This is a genomic window from Pseudomonas fluorescens (assembly GCF_902498195.1).
In the GTDB taxonomy this organism is placed as follows: Bacteria; Pseudomonadota; Gammaproteobacteria; order Pseudomonadales; family Pseudomonadaceae; genus Aquipseudomonas; species Aquipseudomonas fluorescens_BU.
Window position 1 is genome coordinate 167065 of the sequence record NZ_CABVIY010000003.1, and the last position, 18998, is coordinate 186062.

Annotated in this window: 15 protein-coding genes; 7 read left to right on the plus strand and 8 right to left on the minus strand. The window is 60.8% G+C overall.

The features are described from left to right. Positions 1 to 71 precede the first annotated feature (71 nt). The 3 genes from F8N66_RS11660 to F8N66_RS11675 form a co-directional block, all read right to left on the minus strand. Entirely contained in the window at positions 72 to 401 is a 330-nt protein-coding gene (locus F8N66_RS11660) for a hypothetical protein (RefSeq protein ID WP_150770311.1), read from the minus strand. A gap of 524 nt (positions 402 to 925) precedes the next feature. After that, the gene (locus F8N66_RS11670; RefSeq protein ID WP_150770313.1) at positions 926 to 1429 is read right to left on the minus strand and encodes a GNAT family N-acetyltransferase; all 504 of its coding nucleotides are present in this window, start codon (positions 1427 to 1429) and stop codon (positions 926 to 928) included. A gap of 132 nt (positions 1430 to 1561) precedes the next feature. Continuing rightward, the gene (locus tag F8N66_RS11675; RefSeq protein WP_032828620.1) at positions 1562 to 2452 is read right to left on the minus strand and encodes a LysR family transcriptional regulator; all 891 of its coding nucleotides are present in this window, start codon (positions 2450 to 2452) and stop codon (positions 1562 to 1564) included. A gap of 167 nt (positions 2453 to 2619) precedes the next feature. Here F8N66_RS11675 and F8N66_RS11680 point away from each other — a divergent pair, with 167 nt between their 5' ends. The 5 genes from F8N66_RS11680 (at position 2620) to F8N66_RS11700 (ending at position 9621) form a co-directional block, all read left to right on the plus strand. Continuing rightward, entirely contained in the window at positions 2620 to 3702 is a 1083-nt protein-coding gene (locus tag F8N66_RS11680) for a 4-oxalomesaconate tautomerase (protein ID WP_150770314.1), read from the plus strand. Positions 3703 to 3746: 44 nt separating this feature from the next. Next, positions 3747 to 5078, plus strand: a complete 1332-nt coding sequence (locus F8N66_RS11685) for a dicarboxylate/amino acid:cation symporter (protein ID WP_150770315.1) — start codon at positions 3747 to 3749, stop codon at positions 5076 to 5078. Between the two features lie 139 nt (positions 5079 to 5217). Then, positions 5218 to 6522 (plus strand): CitMHS family transporter, encoded by a 1305-nt coding sequence (locus F8N66_RS11690; protein WP_008041516.1) that lies wholly within the window; start codon positions 5218 to 5220, stop codon positions 6520 to 6522. 91 nt (positions 6523 to 6613) lie between these two features. Continuing rightward, positions 6614 to 7867 (plus strand): OprD family porin, encoded by a 1254-nt coding sequence (locus tag F8N66_RS11695; protein WP_150770316.1) that lies wholly within the window; start codon positions 6614 to 6616, stop codon positions 7865 to 7867. Between the two features lie 80 nt (positions 7868 to 7947). Then, positions 7948 to 9621, plus strand: a complete 1674-nt coding sequence (locus F8N66_RS11700) for a methyl-accepting chemotaxis protein (RefSeq protein WP_150770317.1) — start codon at positions 7948 to 7950, stop codon at positions 9619 to 9621. Positions 9622 to 9698: 77 nt separating this feature from the next. Here F8N66_RS11700 and F8N66_RS11705 read toward each other — a convergent pair whose 3' ends face one another. Continuing rightward, entirely contained in the window at positions 9699 to 11657 is a 1959-nt protein-coding gene (locus tag F8N66_RS11705; protein ID WP_191622977.1) for a DNA topoisomerase III, read from the minus strand. Positions 11658 to 11927: 270 nt separating this feature from the next. On the opposite strand from F8N66_RS11705, the gene F8N66_RS11710 reads away from it, so the two are divergent. Next, positions 11928 to 12296 (plus strand): DUF427 domain-containing protein, encoded by a 369-nt coding sequence (locus F8N66_RS11710; RefSeq protein WP_150770319.1) that lies wholly within the window; start codon positions 11928 to 11930, stop codon positions 12294 to 12296. Between the two features lie 90 nt (positions 12297 to 12386). On the opposite strand, the gene F8N66_RS11715 is transcribed toward F8N66_RS11710, so the two are convergent. Together F8N66_RS11715 and F8N66_RS11720 are read right to left on the minus strand one after the other, a co-directional pair. Continuing rightward, on the minus strand, positions 12387 to 14009 hold the full coding sequence (locus F8N66_RS11715; RefSeq protein WP_150770320.1) for an MFS transporter: 1623 nt from the start codon (positions 14007 to 14009) through the stop codon (positions 12387 to 12389). A 221-nt stretch (positions 14010 to 14230) separates the two neighbouring features. After that, a complete protein-coding gene (locus F8N66_RS11720) occupies positions 14231 to 15877 on the minus strand; it encodes a GMC family oxidoreductase (RefSeq protein ID WP_150770321.1) in 1647 nt (548 codons plus the stop codon). A gap of 132 nt (positions 15878 to 16009) precedes the next feature. On the opposite strand from F8N66_RS11720, the gene F8N66_RS11725 reads away from it, so the two are divergent. Then, positions 16010 to 16906, plus strand: a complete 897-nt coding sequence (locus F8N66_RS11725) for a LysR family transcriptional regulator (protein WP_150770322.1) — start codon at positions 16010 to 16012, stop codon at positions 16904 to 16906. Between the two features lie 14 nt (positions 16907 to 16920). Here F8N66_RS11725 and F8N66_RS11730 read toward each other — a convergent pair whose 3' ends face one another. After that, positions 16921 to 18336: an ATP-binding protein gene (locus F8N66_RS11730; RefSeq protein ID WP_150770323.1), complete on the minus strand. Its 1416-nt coding sequence runs from the start codon at positions 18334 to 18336 to the stop codon at positions 16921 to 16923. Continuing rightward, entirely contained in the window at positions 18333 to 18995 is a 663-nt protein-coding gene (locus F8N66_RS11735) for a response regulator (RefSeq protein WP_150770324.1), read from the minus strand. The genes F8N66_RS11730 and F8N66_RS11735 overlap by 4 nt, the downstream gene beginning before the upstream one ends. Positions 18996 to 18998 lie beyond the last annotated feature (3 nt).

Sequence of the window (18998 nt, forward strand, 5' to 3'; positions counted from 1 at the left end):
GCACAAAAAAAGGCCTGCTCTTTTTGGGAGCAGGCCCTTTTTATTAATAAGCCACTAATGACTCATTTCAATTAGTAGAACCGGTCAATCACCCGAACTTCATTCTGATTCTGCATCGATGCCCACGCCTGTTTCAGCGTTTGCAGCACATTACCGATGAAGTCCTTGTCGGCTGCGGCTTTCTTGCCGACGTAGCCCTGGCCGCGACGGTACATCTTCAGTCGGGCGAGCAGGTGCTGGTTGTTCTGGTCGAACTCCGCTTCATGGCTGTGAGGCGACAGGCAGTCGATATGAACCTGGCCCGATTTGCTGATCCACAGAATATGGCTGTCGAGGCTGTCTTTTTGCGCAGCGAACATACGAGCCAGTTCTTCGATAGTGGGTTGATTGTTCAGATTCATGATAAAGCCCCCTTGACCATTTGGTGATCTTTCAAAGTTGATTCGCTAATACAAGTAGCCCATCGGTTAGTTGATCCCTGGCACCGAAACCAGGACGTCAGCAATCGTCCGCCGCAAGTGGCGAGGTCCTGCGTCTGTTGCATGTAGTCGTGTTGAATAACTGCTACGCAATAGCGTCACAACGAAGAGAAGCGGCGATAACCTTTTGGCCCCTGCCGACGTTTTCAGGGTCGGCCACAAGCTTCATGAGGACGGATCGCCAGCGCTTCTCGTCCTTGTACTGGACGTTCAGGCCAGGTCAGCTTCTTCAATCTGCCTTGTGGGCAGCGTGTATCCGGAAAAAACAGCTCGGCGGTCAGACGAGCTTGCTCAAACGTGTTGCCTGTACTCCCGATCGGGGAGACGTCTGCATCATGCAAGGGCAAATCGAAGGCGTCAACGGTTTTGTAGTGAATATCTTTGGTCACTACATATTGTCGGACAAAGCCGGGTGGAATTAGAAAAGGGTCGTTCGAAAGCACCGGTCAGGCCGACGGCGGCGAGGCGTTGAAGCGGTAGAACGTGCAGGGCAAACCCTCCACCTCCCGCTGATGCAGGGTGAACTCGCCACCCGTGAGACCCGGCATCACCCCGGCCCAGAACCGCCGCGCAGGCGGGTTCGCATCGATGTGGAAAATCTGCCATTGACCCGGGAAACGGCTCAAGAGGGTGGAAACGACAAACCTCGCGACACCTTGGCCACGAAAGCGCCGTGCGACAAACAGGTAGCCGATGTTGTACCGGGCGCCGGGCAGGTGGGTTTCATCATCCACGGTCACAAAACCGGCCAGTTCGCCGTCGACCTGGATCAGAAACGGCCGGGTCGCGGCGTTGCGCCAGTAGTCCGGCAAGGGGCGAATGTTGAAGAAGCCGTGTTCACCCAGCTGTAGCGGCAACCACTCGCTGAAATCATAGGTATAGAACTGCATGAGGTTCTCAATGATTTGCAGTTCGTCGCGCTGTGCGGCGTGCAGGGCTATCGAGGGCATCGAAGTGGCTCCCGAGACATCGTGAGAAGTGTGCCCGCATTCAGCCGCATTGCCATTGCACAGACCTCTTCGAGTCGCCCTTTCAAGTGTGAGTTGATGGTATCTCAACTCAGGCTGGCAAGAGGCGTGAGGTCATTGCTCCCACTGTTCCAGCAGTATCGAGACGAATTTTTCCGCAGCCGGGGACAATGAGGCGCCTCGTCGATAAACCAGTCCCAGGGACCGGTTCACAATGGGTTCTATCAACGGGACGCTCACCAGCGTTGGATGATCCACGGCAGGCATTGCAAGACTCGGCATGGCCGAAACGCCCAATCCCGCTTCTACCAGCCCCAGCGATGTAGACAGGTGTTGCACCTCATAGAACCACTGCGGGCGCCAGCTCAAGCCCGACAATGCGTGGTCCAGCAACATGCGGTTGCCGCTCAGGCGACCGACCCCGATCAGGCGGTAGTTGCTCAGTTCAGACCAGGTGACCGAGCTGCGTCCGGCCAGCTCATGATCGCGTCGACAGGCTAAAACAAAAGGCTCGTTGACCAGCGGCACGAACTCGATGTCCGGGTGCTGGCCGCTCATCATGTTGATGCCAAAGTCGGCTTCGCCTCGCAGAACGGCTTCCAGCCCTTCGTTGGCACTCAGGTCAAGCAGGCGAATGCGGATTTGTGGATAGCGCTCGTTGTAGAGGCGGATGACTGAAGGAAGAAAGTAGAAGGCTGCGGTGGGAATGCAGGCGAGGGTGACACGGCCGCTTTGCCGCTCCGCCAGCTCCCGGATATTGAGTATCGAGTCGTCGAAGTCGTCCAGCAGGCGTCGCGCCTTGGGCAGGAAGTCTCGGCCAACGCTGGTGAGGCTTACCCGTCTTGTGGTGCGATCGAGGAGGGCAGTGCCCAATCCCTCCTCAAGCTTTTTCATTCGGCGACTGAGCGCTGGCTGGGACAGATGCAACGCATCGGCAGCCTCGTGGAAACTGCCAAGTTCTGCGATTTTCACGAAAGATCGGATGTCATTGAGCTCGTAGTTCACTTTTTTTATCTCGACAGACCAGAGTTGTCCAGCTCGGTCACTCTAAATTTATCATTCGTAAAACGCAATAATCAGGCTGATATTTGCATTGGAAACAATTTTCAAAGCCTGCGACTCTTGCTCACAAGACATCAATTACCCCTATTGATCAACAAGAGTCAGTATTCATGCAACGAATTCCCTGTGTGCTGATGCGCGGTGGTACGTCGAAGGGCCCGGTATTTCTCGCCTGGGATCTACCTGTTGCGATCGAAGAGCGTGATGAGCTGCTGCTCAACCTCATGGGTTCTGGCCACGAGCTGGAAATTGACGGTATCGGCGGCGGTAGCCCACAAACCAGCAAGGTGGCGATCGTCAGCCCGTCGCTGCATCCTGACGCGGATGTCGACTATCTGTTTGTCCAGGTCATGGTCTCCCAGCGCCGGGTCGACACGGCGCCCAATTGCGGCAACATGCTGTGCGCCGTTGGCCCGTTCGCCATCGAGCAGGGGCTGGTCAAGGCCACCAAAGACGTCACCCGTGTGCGTATTCGCAACATCAATACCGGGACGTTTGTGAACTCGGACGTGCAGACGCCCGGTGGCACGGTCAGCTATGAAGGCGACACCGCTATCGATGGCGTGCCGGGTACCGCCGCGCCTGTGCAACTGACCTTCCTCGATGCGGCGGGCAGCAAGACCGGCAAACTGTTCCCGACCGGGCAAACGCAGGATGTGATCGACGGCATTGCCGTGACCTGCATCGACATGGCGATGCCGATGATGATCGTCGAAGCCGGCCAACTGGGTAAACGCGGTGATGAAAGCCCTGCCGAGCTGGATGCCGACAAAGCGTTCCTGCGTCGCCTGGAGTCCTTGCGCCTGCAAGCGGGCCTGGCCATGGGCCTGGGTGACGTCAGCGACAAAGTGATTCCCAAGCCAGTACTGGTGTCACCGGCCAAGGCGGGCGGCACCGTCCAGGTGCGCTACTTCATGCCACACAACTGCCACCGGGCCCTGGCGATCACCGGCTCCATCGGCCTGGCCACCGCTTGCGTCACGCAAGGCAGCGTGGTCGCGCAATTGCTGGGTGGGGTTAGCGAGCCGCGCTTGAAGCAAGTGCGCATTGAACATCCAAGTGGCGGGATAGATGTCGTATTGTCCTACACCGGTGCTCAGGGTGAGACCATTCGCGCTTCGGTGGTGCGCACTTCGCGCAGGCTGTTCTCCGGTTTTGTCTACGCCACGGCTTCCCAACGACTCGCCGGATAATTTCCCCCAGTCATTGCCGTTTTTGCATCAGCACAATTCTAAAAATGGGTGATGCCATGAAAGTTGTTAAATCGCTCTACGTCCAGATTCTCTTCGCCGTGCTGTTGGGCGTGCTGGTCGGTCATTTCTGGTCGCAACAGGCCATTGCTTTGAAACCGCTGGGTGATGCCTTCATCAAGCTGATCAAGATGATGATCGCCCCCGTGGTGTTCTGCACCATCGTCACCGGCATCGCCGGCATGAGCGACAAACGCTCCCTCGGACGGCTGCTGAGCAAGACCATGCTGCTGTTCCTGGGGTTGACGGTGATCAGCCTGATCATCGGCCTGGTGGCGGTCTACCTGTTCAAACCCGGTGTGGGCATGAACATTGACCCCGCCCAGTTGAGCACCCAGGGCCTGTCGCAGTACACCGATTCCGCCGCGAAGCTGGGCGTGGTCGAGTTTTTCATGCACATCATCCCGGATACGTTCATCGGTGCCTTCAATAAAGGTGAAGTGCTGCCGGTGTTGTTCATCGCGGTGCTGAGCGGTTTTGCGCTTTCGGCCATAGGCGAGCGGGGCAAGCCGGTGCTGGATGTACTGGAATCCGCCTCGCACATGGTGTTCAAGATTTTCTCCTACCTGATGCGCTTCGCTCCGATCGGTGCCTTCGGCGCCCTGGCGTTCACCGTCGGCCAGTACGGCATCACCTCGCTGGGCTCGCTGGCCAAGCTGATCATGACCTTGTATATCGCCTGTGCCTTCTTCGTCTTTGTGGTGCTGGGGAGCATTTGCCGGGCCAATGGCTTCAGCTTGTGGAAATTGCTGCGCTACTTCCGTGAAGAATTCCTGGTGGTGCTGGGGACTTCTTCCACGGAGCCGGTAATGCCCCGCATGCTGGAAAAGCTGCAAGCCCTGGGCTGCAAGAAAGGGGTGGTGGGGCTGGTGTTGCCAACGGGTTACTCGTTCAACCTCGACGGTACGGCGATCTACCTCTCGCTGGCAGCGGTCTTCATTGCCCAGGCCTGCAACATCGAGCTGAGCCTGACCCAGACCGTGACCATGCTGGCGATCATGTTGTTGTCCTCCAAGGGGGCGGCCGGTGTCACTGGCGCCGGTTTCGTCGCGCTGGCGTCGACACTGACGGTGATCCATGACATTCCCCTGGCCGGCCTTGCCCTGCTGATCGGTATCGACCGCTTCATGTCGGAAGCCCGGGCATTGACCAGCCTGGCAAGCAACGCGGTGGCTACCGTGGTGATGTCCATCTCGGAGAACGCCTGCGATCGCGAGACACTGATGCGCACCCTGGACGGCAAACCTTCGCCCGCTGCGACCCCCACCCCAGTCCGGAACCCGGACTGGGATGGCCTGAAGGCCACGGAACAGGCCTGACCGGTCGCGGTTGAGTCCAAACCCCTGATTACCTCAATGAACACCCCCGCCAGGCACCGTTGATCGTGCCGTCTGGCGGGCACGGGGTCGTGCGCCTGTGCGTCGGCCACGCTACTCATAAGAACAAGAGAACTGACCTATGCTCGCATTGCTTGGCTTGGCCATGGTGGTGGTCTTCACCGTCCTGATAATGACCAAACGCTTGTCACCGATTGTCGCCCTGACGGTGGTGCCGATTGTCTTTGCCGTCATTGGCGGTTTCGGTGGCACGACCGGCAAGATGATGCTGGACGGCCTGAAAATGGTTGCACCGTCGGCCGCGCTGCTGCTGTTCGCGATTCTGTTTTTCGGCTTGATGATCGACGCCGGCCTGTTCGACCCGCTGATTCGCAAGATCCTCAAGCGCGTCAACGGCGACCCGATGAAAATCGCGGTCGGCACCGCCTTGCTGTCGCTGCTGGTGGCCCTGGACGGAGATGGCACCACCACCTACATGATCACCTGTGCGGCCATGCTTCCCCTGTACAAGCGTATCGGCATGAATCCGATGATTCTGGCGACCATTGCCATGCTGTCCCTGAGCATCATGAGCGGCATGACCCCTTGGGGAGGGCCGGCGACCCGGGCGATCGCGGCGCTGGGCCTGGATGCCGGTGAATATTTCGTTCCGTTGCTGCCGACCATGATTGGCGGGGCGATGTGGGTGGTGTTCACCGCCTTCCTGCTGGGCCGTGCCGAGCGCAAGCGTATCGGTAATATCCAGCTGGAAAGCGGCGGCGGTGATTGCTACATCAAGGCGATTCTTGAAGACACGCCGCACAAGCGACCGAAACTGGCGTACGTCAACCTGCTGCTGGTAATCGCCGTGATGGTCGCGCTGGTGATGGGGATCATGCATTCCGCGATCCTGTTCCTGATCGGCTTCGTACTGGCGCTGATGATCAACTATCCGCAACTGGATATTCAGAAGGAACGCATCCTCGCCCATTCGGGCAACGCCATGACCGTCGTACTGTTGGTGTTTGCCGCCGGCATCTTTGCCGGGATCTTCTCCGGCACCAAGATGGTCGACTCGCTGGCGCAAACCCTGGTCGACTGGATCCCGCCGTCCTGGGGGCACCTGTTCCCGCTGGTGGTGGCAATTACCAGTATGCCGCTGACCTTCGTCCTGTCCAACGATGCTTACTACTTCGGTGTGGTGCCTATCCTGGCGAATGCCGCGGCGGCTTATGGCATTGACCCGGTGGAAATCGCCCGCGCGTCGATTCTCGGGCAGCCCGTGCACCTGATGAGTCCGTTGGTTGCCTCAACCCTGTTGCTGGTGGGGATGGTTGATCGCGATATCGGCGACTTCCAGAAAGCCACCGTCAAGTGGGCGGTGCTCACCTCCCTTGTGATTACCGCGTTGGCCCTGCTGACCGGGGCAATCAGTCTCTTCACCTGATCCACCCAAACCACCGGTTGTCCCCTGACGCGCCTCGCGAGCGAGGCGCGCGCTGTTCTGCACTCTAAAAAACAACAATGAGTAGTTCGCTATGACGACTTTGTTCACCCGTGGAGTTTCATTTCCTCTTCTGGCACTTGTGCCATTGGCGAGTGCCAGCGCTGAAGGATTTATCGACGACAGCAAGCTCAAGCTGCAATTGCGCAACGTCTATTTCAACGAAAACTTCCGCGACGAGCATGGCTTGAGTGCCAGGTCGGCAAGCACGGCGAAGAGCGAACGAACCGAATGGGCCCAGGGATTTCTGTTGGATTACCAGTCGGGATTTACCCCTGGCACCCTCGGCTTTGGCGTGGATGCCCTTGGCTTGCTCGGGGTCAAGCTCGACTCCGGCCGTGGCCGCAGCGGTACGGGCTTGTTGCCCGTCCATGATGACGGTCGCGCGGCTGACGAATTCGCCAGCCTGGGTCTGACGGCCAAGGCCCAACTGGCCAGGACCACGGTCAAATACGGCACCTTGTTACCCAAGACTCCGGTGTTGATCTACAACGATGCGCGTCTGTTGCCGCAGACGTACCAGGGCACACAGATCAGTAGCCTCGACATCGACAACCTCACCCTCACCGGGGGCTACCTGGATCGATTCAAACTGCGTGATTCCACCGACAGCATGCCGATTGTGCCCGACGGTTATGGCGGGGATAAATCAGGCGACTTCAACTACGCAGGGGCCGAATACAAGCTGGGGAAAACCATTCGCTTGAGTTACTTCTACGGCGAACTGGAAAACTTTTACCGTCAGAATTTCGCGGGCATCCAGCACGATCTGCCTTTGGGCGGCGGCGTGCTGACCAGTGATCTGCGCTACTTCAACAGCGTCGATACCGGCTCTGCCTACGCTGGCAAGATCGACAACGACATGCTGAGCGGGCAGCTGTCCTACGCCATCTCCGGCCATACCTTCGGTGGCGGATACCAGGCCCTCAGGGGTGACGCCGGACTGCCCTACATCAGTGGCGCCACGGTTTATTCCTTCAGCAACGCCGGTATCGGCAAGTTCATCGAGGAGGATGAAAAAACCTGGATGCTCGGTTACGGCTATAACTTTGCGGCCGTCGGCGTGCCGGGCCTGACGTTCTCGACCCGTTACCTGAGCGGCAACGACGGCAAGTCCGACACTGCGATAAAAGAGTGGGAGCGTGATGCTGAACTGGCGTATGTCGTGCAGCAAGGCACCTTCAAGGGGCTGGGTGTGCGGTTGCGTAACTACGTGTACCGCTCGGATTATTCCCGTGGCCGAGACAGCAACCGGATCTACTTTACCTACGACATCGCGCTTTGGTGATCCCCTGATCGCGGCCTTGCGATTTTCGCAGGCCGCCTTTTCAGCGTCGGCTTCATAGGATTGGGTAAAGGATTTCAACGATGTCGTTCAAAACCAAAATACTGCTGCTGACCTTGTTACCCGTGATGTTGTTTGCCCTGGTGACAGGGTTGAGCACCCGCGCCACTTTACTGTCCCAGGCCGAGCAGGAAATCGCTCAGACCCGCGAGCGACTGCTTGAGGAGAGCCGCACCCGGCTCAAGGACTACGCCAGCATTGCGCGCACGGCTATCGCCGATCTTTATGATCAGGCGGCTCCCGGGGATCCCTCCATCCGAGCCCTGGCGATCAGTCGCTTGTCGACCGTGAAGTATGGTGATGACGGTTACTTCATGGGGTACGACAGCCAGGTCGTGCGCCTGTTTCGCGGTGACAGCAGCGAAGGCGTCGGCACCAACATGAGTGATCGCAAGGACAACAACGGGGTTTATTTGAACCGTGAAATGGTCGCGGCGGCAAAAAATGACACGCACTTCGTCAATTACTCAGGTGGGGTGGTCAACACCGCTAAAGTGGTGCCAAAGCTCGCCTACAGCTTCTATTTGCCCAAGTGGGACATGGTCGTGGTCACCGCGATCAACCTGGACCGCATTGAAGTTCAGGTCGCAGAAGTGCGGGCGGATGTGGATGCGCGGGTGCACAGCCTGATGTACAGCATTGCGATCATCGCTTCGGTGCTAGTGGGCATGATCGGGGCTTTGGCCCTGCTGCTGGTCAGGCGCAGTTTGCGTCCCTTGACCCTGATCCGGACCCATCTCGACCAAATCGCTGCGGGTGAGGGTGACCTGACGCGGCGTCTGCCACTTGTCAGTCGGGACGAGCTGGGACAACTGGCCGGTTCGTTCAATGCGTTTATCGAAAAGATTCACGGCCTTGTCAGCCAGATCGTCGCCATGAGCGAGCAGTTGAATGGATCAGTGAGCCATGTGGCCGAGCAGAGCAGGCACATTGACCGCGCCATGGATAAGCAGCGCCAGGAAACCGACCAGGTGGCGGCGGCCATAAACGAGATGTCATCGGCGGCGCAAGAAGTGTCGGCCAGCGCGCAAAATGCTGCAGACGCAGCGGTCGAGACCGACAGACAGTCCCGGCACGCCAGGCAAATAGTCAACGGCAGCATGACTCGAATCCAGGCACTGACCGTGGAGCTTGATGAGAGTGGCGTCTCGATGAAGAGTCTCCAGGACGATGTCGCGTCTATCGTCACCGTACTGGATGTCATTCGCTCGATTGCCGAGCAGACCAATCTTCTGGCACTCAACGCGGCCATTGAAGCTGCGCGTGCCGGTGCTGCCGGGCGCGGATTTGCGGTGGTTGCCGATGAGGTGCGAGCCTTGGCCGGCCGGACTCAGCGCAGCACCCAGGAAATCCAGGCGATGGTTGAGCGCCTCAAGAGCACGACGGGTGGCGTAGTCACTGCCATGCACCAGTCCACCCAGGCAGCTCAAGGCGCTAACGCTCAGGCCGATCAGGCGGGTGAGTTCCTGGGCAACACTGTTGAACTGATCGCGACTATCAATGCGATGAACGCTCAAATCGCAAGTGCTGCAGAGGAGCAAACCTCGGTGGCTGAGGAGATCAACCGGGGAGTGCATCAGATCGCGCGGGCGATCGACGCCGTTGCCAACCAGACTCAGAACGGGGTCAAGACAGTCGATGAGCTGTATACGATCGGCAAACGTCTGCAAAGCTTGCTGGGGCAATTCAAAATTTGATGCGGTCCTGCACGGTGTTTGTCAGGACTCGCCGGCAAGTGCTCTGCATTCAATCGCTGATGAAAAAATTCAAAAAACTATGAAGCACTGCGCTTGCGGGGGGCCTTGGCCGTGGGTTTGGCGCCCGTCGATGGTTTGCGCTTGGCCGGCTTGCGTTTGTTTTTCCATGGCGTGGCACCTTTCCCGGCTGGGCTTGCCGGGCCGGTGATGGTCAGGTTCAGGCTGGCGCAGCGGGCAACCTGCTTGCTCATCCACGCCGCCTGTTTGGTGACGAACTCTTCGAGGCTCATTTCCCCGCTCTGCACCATGTCCAGCGCCTGCTCCCAGATGGCCGTGGTGCCCGGATCGGCAATCGCTCGCGGCACGGCATCGATCAGGCTGAACGCGGCGGGTGTGGCCGACAGGGCCTTGCCGTTCTTGACCAGATAACCACGGTCGAGCAGGCCCTGGATGATCGAGGCGCGGGTGGCTTCGGTGCCGATGCCGGTGGTGTCCTTGAGCTTTTGCTTGAGCAGCGGATCTTCCACCAGCCTGGCCACGTTCTTCATGGCTTTGATCAGGTCGCCTTCGGTGAAGGGCTTGGGTGGTTGGGTCCAGAGGTCCTTGAGCTGCACGTTGGCCACCGCGCAATCGATACCTTCGCGCAGGGCGGGCAGGGTTTGCGGGGCCGGTGTCTCCCGGCCTTTGGCCGGGGCGAGGGCTTCGGGCAGGGCGCGTTTCCAGCCGGGCTCGACAATCTGCTTGCCGACCGCGCGCAGGGCTTCGCCGGCGCAGTCGAAATCGGCCTGGGTACGGTCATATTCGTGATTGGGCAGGAATTGCGCGAGGTAGCGCGCGCGGATCAGGGTGTAGACCGCCCGTTGCTTGCCCACCAGTCGGTCGAGGTTTTTCGCCGCGGCGGTGGGGATGATGCCGTGGTGCGCGCTGACCTTGGCATCGTTCCAGGCGCGCGAGCGGCGTTGCGGTTCGAGATGATCGTGCAAGGCGTTCAGCGCCGGATCGGCCTGGCGCAGCGCCGCGAGGATGCCCGGCGCCTCGCTGTGCTGGCTCAGCGGCAGGTAGCCGCAGTCGCTGCGCGGGTAGGTGATGAGTTTGTGCGTCTCGTAGAGCGCCTGGGCGATGTCGAGGGTTTCCTGGGCGCCGAGACCGAGTTTCTTCGAGCAGACTTCCTGCAAGGTGCCCAGGTCGAACGGCAGCGGGGCCACTTCGCGCATCCGCTCGGTGCGCAGCTTGATCACCCTGGCACTCGCCGCGCCCATCATCGCCTCGGCGGCCTGCCGGGCCAGCGCCTGGTTCAGGCAGCGATCCTGATCGTCGCAGGCCTCGGAAGCCGCACGCCATTGCGCGGTGAACGGGGTGCCGTCGTGCAGCAGGTGCACGTCGATGGCCCAGTAGGCGACGGGGACGAAGTCGGCAATGCTGCGATCGCGATCCACCACCAGGCGTAGGGTCGGGGTTTGCACCCGGCCGACCGGCAGCACGCCCTGATACCCGGACTGGCGCCCCAGCAGGGTGAACAGTCGGCTCATGTTCATCCCGATCAGCCAGTCGGCCCGGCTGCGTCCCAGGGCCGAATGGTACAGGCTGAAGGTCTCGCTCCCCGGCTTCAGGGCGGCGAGGGCCTTACGGATCGAGGCATCGTCCAGCGCCGACAGCCACAAGCGGCGAATCGGTCCGCGATAGCGGCAATGCTCCACCAGTTCCCGGGCGATCATTTCGCCTTCACGGTCGGCGTCCGTGGCGATGATCAATTCGCTGGCCTCGCCGAGCAGGCGCTTGACCGCCTTGTACTGGCTGGCCGTGCGCGGCTTGACCGTCATCTTCCATTGCTCCGGGATGATCGGCAGGTCGGCCAGCACCCAGCGCTTGTAGCGCGCGTCATAGGCATCCGGCGGCGCGGTTTCCAGCAGATGGCCGATGCACCAGGTCACGGTGACGTCTGTTCCCAGCCAGCAGCCATCGCCGCGGCGTTTGGCGCCGAGCACGGCCGCAATGTCCTTGGCCTGGGAAGGTTTTTCACAAAGGTACAGCCGCATATCCACCATCGTCGATCAGTCACCGGAAGGTGCACAGAATGGCGGGTGATGGGCGCGGGGGCAATCTTTATCTGTATGGATGTACAGTTTGTGCGTGGCGGTTGGTGATGCAGGCCGTTTGGCTGTGAGGCGATCGTGAATGCAAAAACTGGGTTATACCTGATAAATCGTGGTCTCAGGTTTTGGGGCTGCTGCGCTGCCCATCGCTGTAGGCGCGAGCTTGCTCGCGATGAACGATAACGCGGTTAATCGTCATGAGGAACGAACGCCATGAAAAGCACCGGTCCCAGTCCTGTCATCACCATCGCCGAACAACCCGGCTGCCTGTTGGTGAAGTTCCACGGTATCCAGGTGGCCGCGTCCTCGCGCGCGCTGGTGCTGCTGGAGGCCAATTACCCGCCGGTGTACTACGTGCCGCGCGAGGACATCGACGAGAAGTATTACGCCCGCACCGATCACACCAGCTATTGCCCCTACAAGGGCGATGCCAGTTACTTCAGTCTGCAGATCCCGGGGCATGAAGGCGCCAACGCGGTGTGGAGCTACGAGAACCCCAAGGTGTCCGTCGCACAAATTCGCGAATACATGGCGTTCTATCCGGACCAGGTGAAGTTCGAGGTGGTTGAACTCGACGAGTGAGTCGCATGAAAAGATCGCCGCCTGCGGCAGCTCCTACAGGGACGCATTCCAAAGTAGGAGCTGCCGAAGGCTGCGATCTTTTGAGTTCAATCAGTTCTTGTCCAGATCCACGTTCCGTGTCTCACGCAGGCACAACATCCCCACCACCAGGCTCACCCCGGTAATCAACACCGGGTACCACAGCCCGTAGAAGATGTCCCCGGTGTACACCACCAGCGCGAACGACACCGTCGGCAGGAAGCCGCCAAACCAGCCGTTGCCAATGTGGTAGGGCAGGGACATCGAGGTGTAGCGGATGCGGGTCGGGAACAGTTCGACCATCAGCGCCGCCAGCGGGCCGTAGCACATGGCGGAAATGATGATCAGCGCGACGATCAGCGCCACGATCATCGGCTTGTTGATTTGCTGCATGTCGGCCTGTTGCGGGTAGCCGGCGAGGGTCACCGCGCCGCGCAGGGCGGCTTCGTCGAAACCGTCGATCTTCACGTCGCCGACGCTCACCTGCACGCCACTGCCCGCCGGGGCGGCGGCGCTGCTGTACGGCAGGCCCTGTTTGACCAGGAAGGTCTTGACCTTGTCGCAGGGGCTATCGAATTTCGCCTTGCCCACCGGATCGAACTGGAAGGTGCAGGTGGCCGGGTCGGCCAGTACGGTGATCGGTGCCTGGCGGCTGGCCTGGTCGATGGCCGGGTTGGCGTAGTGAGCCAGGCTCTTGAAGATCGGGAAGTACAGCGCAGTGGCCAGCAGCAGGCCGATCATCAGCACCGGTTTACGCCCGACCTTGTCCGACAGCCAGCCGAAGAAAATGAAGAACGGCGCGCCGATGGTCACGCTGACGATCAGCAGGCCGTTGGCCACGGCGGGGTCCATTTTCAGGAACTGGGTGAGGAAGAACAGCACGTAGAACTGTGCCGCATAGAAGGTCACGGCTTGCCCGGCGTTGATGCTGAACAGGGCGATCAGCACGACCTTGAGGTTTTCCCATTTACCGAAGGAATCGCGGATCGGCGATTTGCACAGCTTGCCTTCCTCTTTCATTTTCACGAAGGCCGGCGACTCGTGCAGGCTCAGGCGGATCCAGGTCGAGATGCCCAGCAGGATGATCGAGAACAGGAACGGAATGCGCCAGCCCCAGACTTCGAACTGATCGCCCGTGAAGTAGCGGCAACCGAGCACCACCAGCAGCGACAGCAACAGGCCGAGGGTCGCGGTGGACTGAATCCAGCTGGTATGGAAGCCGCGCTTGCCCATCGGCGCGTGTTCGGCCACGTAGGTCGCAGCGCCGCCGTACTCGCCGCCCAGGGCCAGGCCCTGGAGCATGCGCAGCACCACAAGGATGATCGGGGCGGCGATGCCGATGCTGGCGTAGGTCGGCAGCAAGCCGACACAGAAGGTCGCCAGGCCCATGAGGATGATGGTGGCGAGGAAGGTGTACTTGCGTCCGATCATGTCCCCCAGCCGGCCGAACACCAGGGCGCCGAACGGCCTGACGACGAAGCCGGCGGCGAAGGCCATCAGCGCGAAGATGAACGCCGTGGTGTCGTTGACCCCGGCGAAGAACTGTTTGCTGATCACCGCCGCGAGGGCGCCATAGAGGAAAAAGTCATACCACTCGAAGACCGTCCCTAGCGACGAGGCGAAGATGACTTTCTGGGTTTCCTTGCTGGTGCCCGCGCTGCGCACGGCTTCCAGGGGCTGAACGTGTTCTGACATATCGGTATCCCTCACAGTGATTGTTTTTGTTGTTCCACTGTCGGCGCCAGCCTTGTGGGCGGGTACCGCTACTGCGATGTATCGGGTGTACTCGTTAATCTGCTTTCTGTAGGAGCGAGCCTGCTCGCGATGGACTTCAGGGCGCCGCGGGGTATCCGGGTTCCCGCGTTATCGTTCACGACCATCGCGAGCAGGCTCGCTCCTACAGGGGGGCGCATGGTTCAGGGGTGTGTGACCAGTTCCAATGTCGGGGTGATACTCCTTGTCGCGGGATTGAGGATCAGTTCCGCGGCTTTCTCCGCGATCATCAGCGTAGGCGAACAGGTGTTGCCCGAGGTGATGCGCGGCATGATCGAGGCGTCGGCGATGCGCAGGCCCGGGATGCCGTGGACCCGCAGTTCGGCATCGACCACCGCATCGGCATCGTTGCCCATGCGGCAGGTGCCGACCGGATGGAAAATGGTGGTGCCGATGCGCGCGGCAGCCTCGTGCAGTTGCTCTTCGCTTTGCAGACTGTCGCCGGGCAGGTATTCGACCGGTTTGAACGGTTTTAGGGCCGGTGCCGCCACGATTCGCCGGGTCAGGCGAATGGCCTCGGCGGCCACCCGCAAATCTTCCGGATGGCTCAAATAGTTGGGCTGGATCAGCGGCGCGTCTTGTGGGTTCGCGGAACGAATCTCCACCCGGCCACGGCTTTGCGGACGCAGGTCACAGACCGACGCGGTGAACGCCGGGAAGGCATGCAGCGGCTCGCCGAAGCGCTCCAGCGACAGCGGCTGCACGTGGTATTCGAGATTGGCCGAGGTCTGCTCCGGCCCTGAACGGGCAAAGGCCCCAAGCTGGCTTGGCGCCATGGACAGCGGGCCGCTGCGGTCATACAGATAACGCAGGCCCATGCCCATCTTGCCCCAGAGGCTGCCGGCGATCTGATTGAGGGTGCGGGCATTTTCCAGTTTGTAGATCAGCCGCAGTTGCAGGTGGTCTTGCAGGTTGCCACCCACGCCGGACAGTTCATGGGTGACGCCGATACCCAGGCGTTGCAGCAGCGGGCGAGGGCCGATGCCCGAGCGCTGGAGGATGCTGGGCGAACCGATGGAGCCGGCGCACAGGATGATTTCCTTGCGTGCCTTGAACGTTTTCGCCTGCGCGTGCAAGCGGACACTGACCGCTGAGGCGCGGCCGTTTTCCAGCAGTACCCGGTCGACTTCGACACCCGTCAATACGGTCAGATTGGCCCGATCGCGGATCGGCTTGAGAAACGCCTTGGCCGCGTTCCAGCGAACCCCGGCTTTCTGGTTGACCTGGAAGTAGCCACAACCTTCGTTGTCGCCCTGGTTGAAGTCGTCGATGCTGGCGATGCCGCTTTGTTCGGCGGCGCTGCGAAACGCATCGAGAATGGGCCACGACAGGCGCTGGCGTTCGACTCGCCATTGGCCGGTGGCGCCATGGAACTCGGACTCTCCGGCAAAGTGGTTTTCGCTTTTCCTGAACAGTGGCAGTACGTCCTGCCAGCGCCAGCCGGGGTTGCCGTCGGCGGCCCAGCCGTCGTAATCGCCGGCCTGGCCACGCATGTAGATCATGCCGTTGATCGAGGAGCAGCCACCCAGCACTTTGCCGCGTGGATAACTCAGGGTCCGGCCTTGCAGGCCGGGTTGCGCTTCGGTCTTGAAGCACCAGTCGGTGCGCGGGTTGCCGACGCAGTACAGGTAACCCACGGGGATATGAATCCACGCATAGTTATCGCGGCCGCCGGCTTCGAGCAGCAACACCCGGTGTTGCGGGTTGGCCGATAGCCGATTGGCCAGCAGGCAGCCGGCCGGGCCGGCCCCGACCACGATGTAGTCGTATTCATCAAGGGAAGCTTGCATCCCTGGCCTCGTATTGTTGTTCTTGTTGTGTCCCATCCTAGTTGTTAGCTTTCGTTAAAAGAATGTTAGTTTTTACCCAGCTGCTGTGCGTTTTTAGACAGCGCCTTCAATTGCCTGGCCCAAGGATGATTCATGTTCGACTGGAACGACCTGCGGTTTTTTCTGGAGTTACAGCGCAGCGGGCGTTTGCTGACCGCCGCCCGCCGTTTGAACACCACCCATGCCACCGTCGCCCGGCACATCGAGGCCATCGAAAAGAGCCTCGGCACCGCGCTGTTCGTCCAGCATGCCCAGGGCTATGAGCTGACACCGGCGGGCGAAGCGCTGCTCAAGCACGCCGAGGCCATGGAAAACGTCGCGCTGCTGGCCCAGGAGGAAATCACCCAGTCCACGGCGCCGCTGGGCAAGATCCGCGTCGGGGTCACGGAAGGGCTGGGCATCATGTTCCTGTCCAGCCGCATGAACGGGTTGTTCGAGCGTTATCCGGGCCTGGAAGTGGAGTTGGTGGCGGTGCCGCGCTTCGTCAGCATCCTCAACCGCGAAGCGGAAATCAGCATCCACCTCGAACGCCCGTCCGCCGACATGCTGGTCACGCGAAAATTGACGGACTATCGCCTGGCGCTCTATGCCAGCCAGGCGTATCTCGACAAGGCGCCACCGCTGCACCATCGCGAAGACCTGGGGCGTCATGCGTGGATCGGTTACGTCGACGACTTGTTGTTCAGCCAGGAACTGATGTTCCTCAACAGTTTCTGCCGCAATCCGCAGGTGGTGTTCCACAGCACCAGCGTCATCGCCCAGCAACAGGCCGCCCGCGCCGGCCTGGGCATTGCCGTGCTGCCGTGCTACATGGCCAGCGCCGACCCCGGGCTGGTGCCGTTGTTCGCCGAGGAAAGCATCCTGCGCAGCTACTGGATCAGCACCCGGCGCGAACTGCACAAATCCGTACGCCTGCGGGTGATGTGGGACTACGTGGTGGAGTTGTGCGAGCGTGAGCAGGACCTTCTGCTGGGCGCGCAACCCTTGTAGGGGCAAGCTCGCGCCTACGCTTGCGGTGGTTCGCGGGTAGCGCGCTGCGCTGGGCGGCGCGGCTTTCCATCGGGAATCGACAGGATGGCGCGCAATCCGCCCTCCGGTCGATTGACCAGTGTGATTCGTCCGCCCAGTCGGGTGGCGATGGCGTTGACGATGGTGAGCCCCAGTCCCGCGCCCTGTGGGTTGCCACGGCTGTAGAAACGTTCGAACAGGCGGGCGCGATCCGCTTCATCGATACCCGGCCCCTGGTCTTCGACACTCAGGTGATAGAACCCCTCGGCCTGATTCAATTGCACGGTGATCACGCCCTGTTCCGGCGAAAAATTCGCAGCGTTGGTGATCAGGTTGTTCAAGGCGATGTCGATGCTGGCGGCGTCCGTGGTCAGGTTGCAAGGATGGTCGCTGCCATCGAATGCCAGTTCCAGATGCTTGCTCAGCAGCCAGGGCGTGAGTTGAACCAGGCTGTCGCGAATGCTCTGGGTCAGGTCAATGGCGCGCAGGGTCGGGGCGCCGGCCTTGGGCTCCAGGCGGGCCATGGTCAACAATTGATTGACCAGGCGGCTGGTGCGATCGACGCCCGCGATCAAAAACGCCAGGGACTCGCGACGTTCCTCCTCGGTGCCCGCTTCCAGCAGGTTTTGCGCGTGCACTCGCAGTACGGCAAGCGGGGTGCGCATCTCATGGGCGGCATCGGCGATGAAACGCCGTTCTCGGCCAAGCACTTCCTGAATCTGCGCGAGCATCCGGTTGAGCGCCGCCTGCATCGGTTCCAGTTCGCTGGGCAGCGGTGTCAGGTGCAGCGGTTCCAGCGATCCGCTGTGCCGTGCCCGCAGGGTTGCCGCCATGTCGGCCAGGGGTTTGAGGCCCCAGCCGATGGCCAGCCAGACCATCGCCGCCAGAATCAGGCTGCCCAGCACATTCGGCCACAGGGTATGGCGCACGATCCGGTCTACCAGGTCAGCCCGCACATCGTCGCGTTCACCGACCCAGATTCGCAGATCATTCTGCTTGTCTTCCAGCAAGAACGCGCGCCAGTGGCGGTTATTGAGGTCCACCACGTCACTGAAACCGGGTTTCGACGGGGGCACGGTGAAGGCGGGCGCGCTGGCGGTGTGCACCAGCACCTCGCCCTTGTGATTCCAGACCTGAAAGGCAATTTTGCTTTCGTAAGGATGGCCATCGACCCTGGGCACGGCTTCACTCAAGGCCAGGTTGAACGCCTGATACAGACGGGTATGTTCCTCGCTGGCCAGCGGCATGCGCATGACACCCTGGAGCAGTCGGGCGTTCTGGGCCAGTTGGGCGTCATAGACTTCGGCAATTTCGTGATTGCTGTCGTGCAGGTTGAGCACGCTGATCACGGCGAGACCGGCGAGCATCAGGCCGATGATCAGCGTCAGGGTACGACGCCGGATCGAGGTCACCGGCGCTCCTCCACCAGGTAACCGACACCCCGGATGGTGCGGATCAGGTCGGTGGAGAACTTCTTGCGCAAGTGATGGATATGCACTTCCAGGGTGTTGCTTTCCGCTTCCTCGCTCCAGCCATAGAGCAACTGCATCAAATGATCGCGGGTCATGACCCGGCCCGGCGGCGAAAGCAGTTCGTGGAGCAACTGATATTCCTTGGGCGTCAGGGCCACGGGTTCCCCGCGATAGGTCACTTGCTGGGTGCCGGGGTTCAGGCTGATGCCGGCATGTTCGATCAACGCATGGGCGCGGCCCGCGCTGCGCCGCAGCAAGGCCCGCAGGCGCGCCTTGAGTTCGGCGAGGTCGAAGGGTTTGATCAGGTAATCGTCGGCGCCTGCATCCAGCCCGGCGATGCGGTCTTCAGTGGCATCACGGGCGGTGAGAATCAGCACCGGAACATTCGAGCCACTGTCACGCAGGCGCCGCAGCACGTCGAGGCCATCCATGCGTGGCAGGCCCAGGTCAAGCACCGCCAGGTCAAAGGCCTCGCTGAGCAACGAATGCAGCGCACTGCAACCGTCCTGCACCCAGTCGACGGTATACCCTTCACGGCCCAGGGCCTGGTGGATACCTTCGCCCAGGGCCACATCATCCTCGATCAGAAGTAAACGCACGCG

Excerpts from the sequence above, each read along its gene's own strand:
- F8N66_RS11725 (WP_150770322.1), top strand. The coding sequence starts at position 16,010 with ATGTTCGACTGGAACGACCTGCGGTTTTTTCTGGAGTTACAGCGCAGC.
- F8N66_RS11700 (WP_150770317.1), top strand. The coding sequence starts at position 7,948 with ATGTCGTTCAAAACCAAAATACTGCTGCTGACCTTGTTACCCGTGATG.
- F8N66_RS11660 (WP_150770311.1), bottom strand. The coding sequence starts at position 401 with ATGAATCTGAACAATCAACCCACTATCGAAGAACTGGCTCGTATGTTC.
- F8N66_RS11685 (WP_150770315.1), top strand. The coding sequence starts at position 3,747 with ATGGGTGATGCCATGAAAGTTGTTAAATCGCTCTACGTCCAGATTCTC.
- F8N66_RS11705 (WP_191622977.1), bottom strand. The coding sequence starts at position 11,657 with ATGCGGCTGTACCTTTGTGAAAAACCTTCCCAGGCCAAGGACATTGCG.
- F8N66_RS11710 (WP_150770319.1), top strand. The coding sequence starts at position 11,928 with ATGAAAAGCACCGGTCCCAGTCCTGTCATCACCATCGCCGAACAACCC.
- F8N66_RS11715 (WP_150770320.1), bottom strand. The coding sequence starts at position 14,009 with ATGTCAGAACACGTTCAGCCCCTGGAAGCCGTGCGCAGCGCGGGCACC.
- F8N66_RS11680 (WP_150770314.1), top strand. The coding sequence starts at position 2,620 with ATGCAACGAATTCCCTGTGTGCTGATGCGCGGTGGTACGTCGAAGGGC.
- F8N66_RS11690 (WP_008041516.1), top strand. The coding sequence starts at position 5,218 with ATGCTCGCATTGCTTGGCTTGGCCATGGTGGTGGTCTTCACCGTCCTG.
- F8N66_RS11720 (WP_150770321.1), bottom strand. The coding sequence starts at position 15,877 with ATGCAAGCTTCCCTTGATGAATACGACTACATCGTGGTCGGGGCCGGC.
- F8N66_RS11670 (WP_150770313.1), bottom strand. The coding sequence starts at position 1,429 with ATGCCCTCGATAGCCCTGCACGCCGCACAGCGCGACGAACTGCAAATC.
- F8N66_RS11695 (WP_150770316.1), top strand. The coding sequence starts at position 6,614 with ATGACGACTTTGTTCACCCGTGGAGTTTCATTTCCTCTTCTGGCACTT.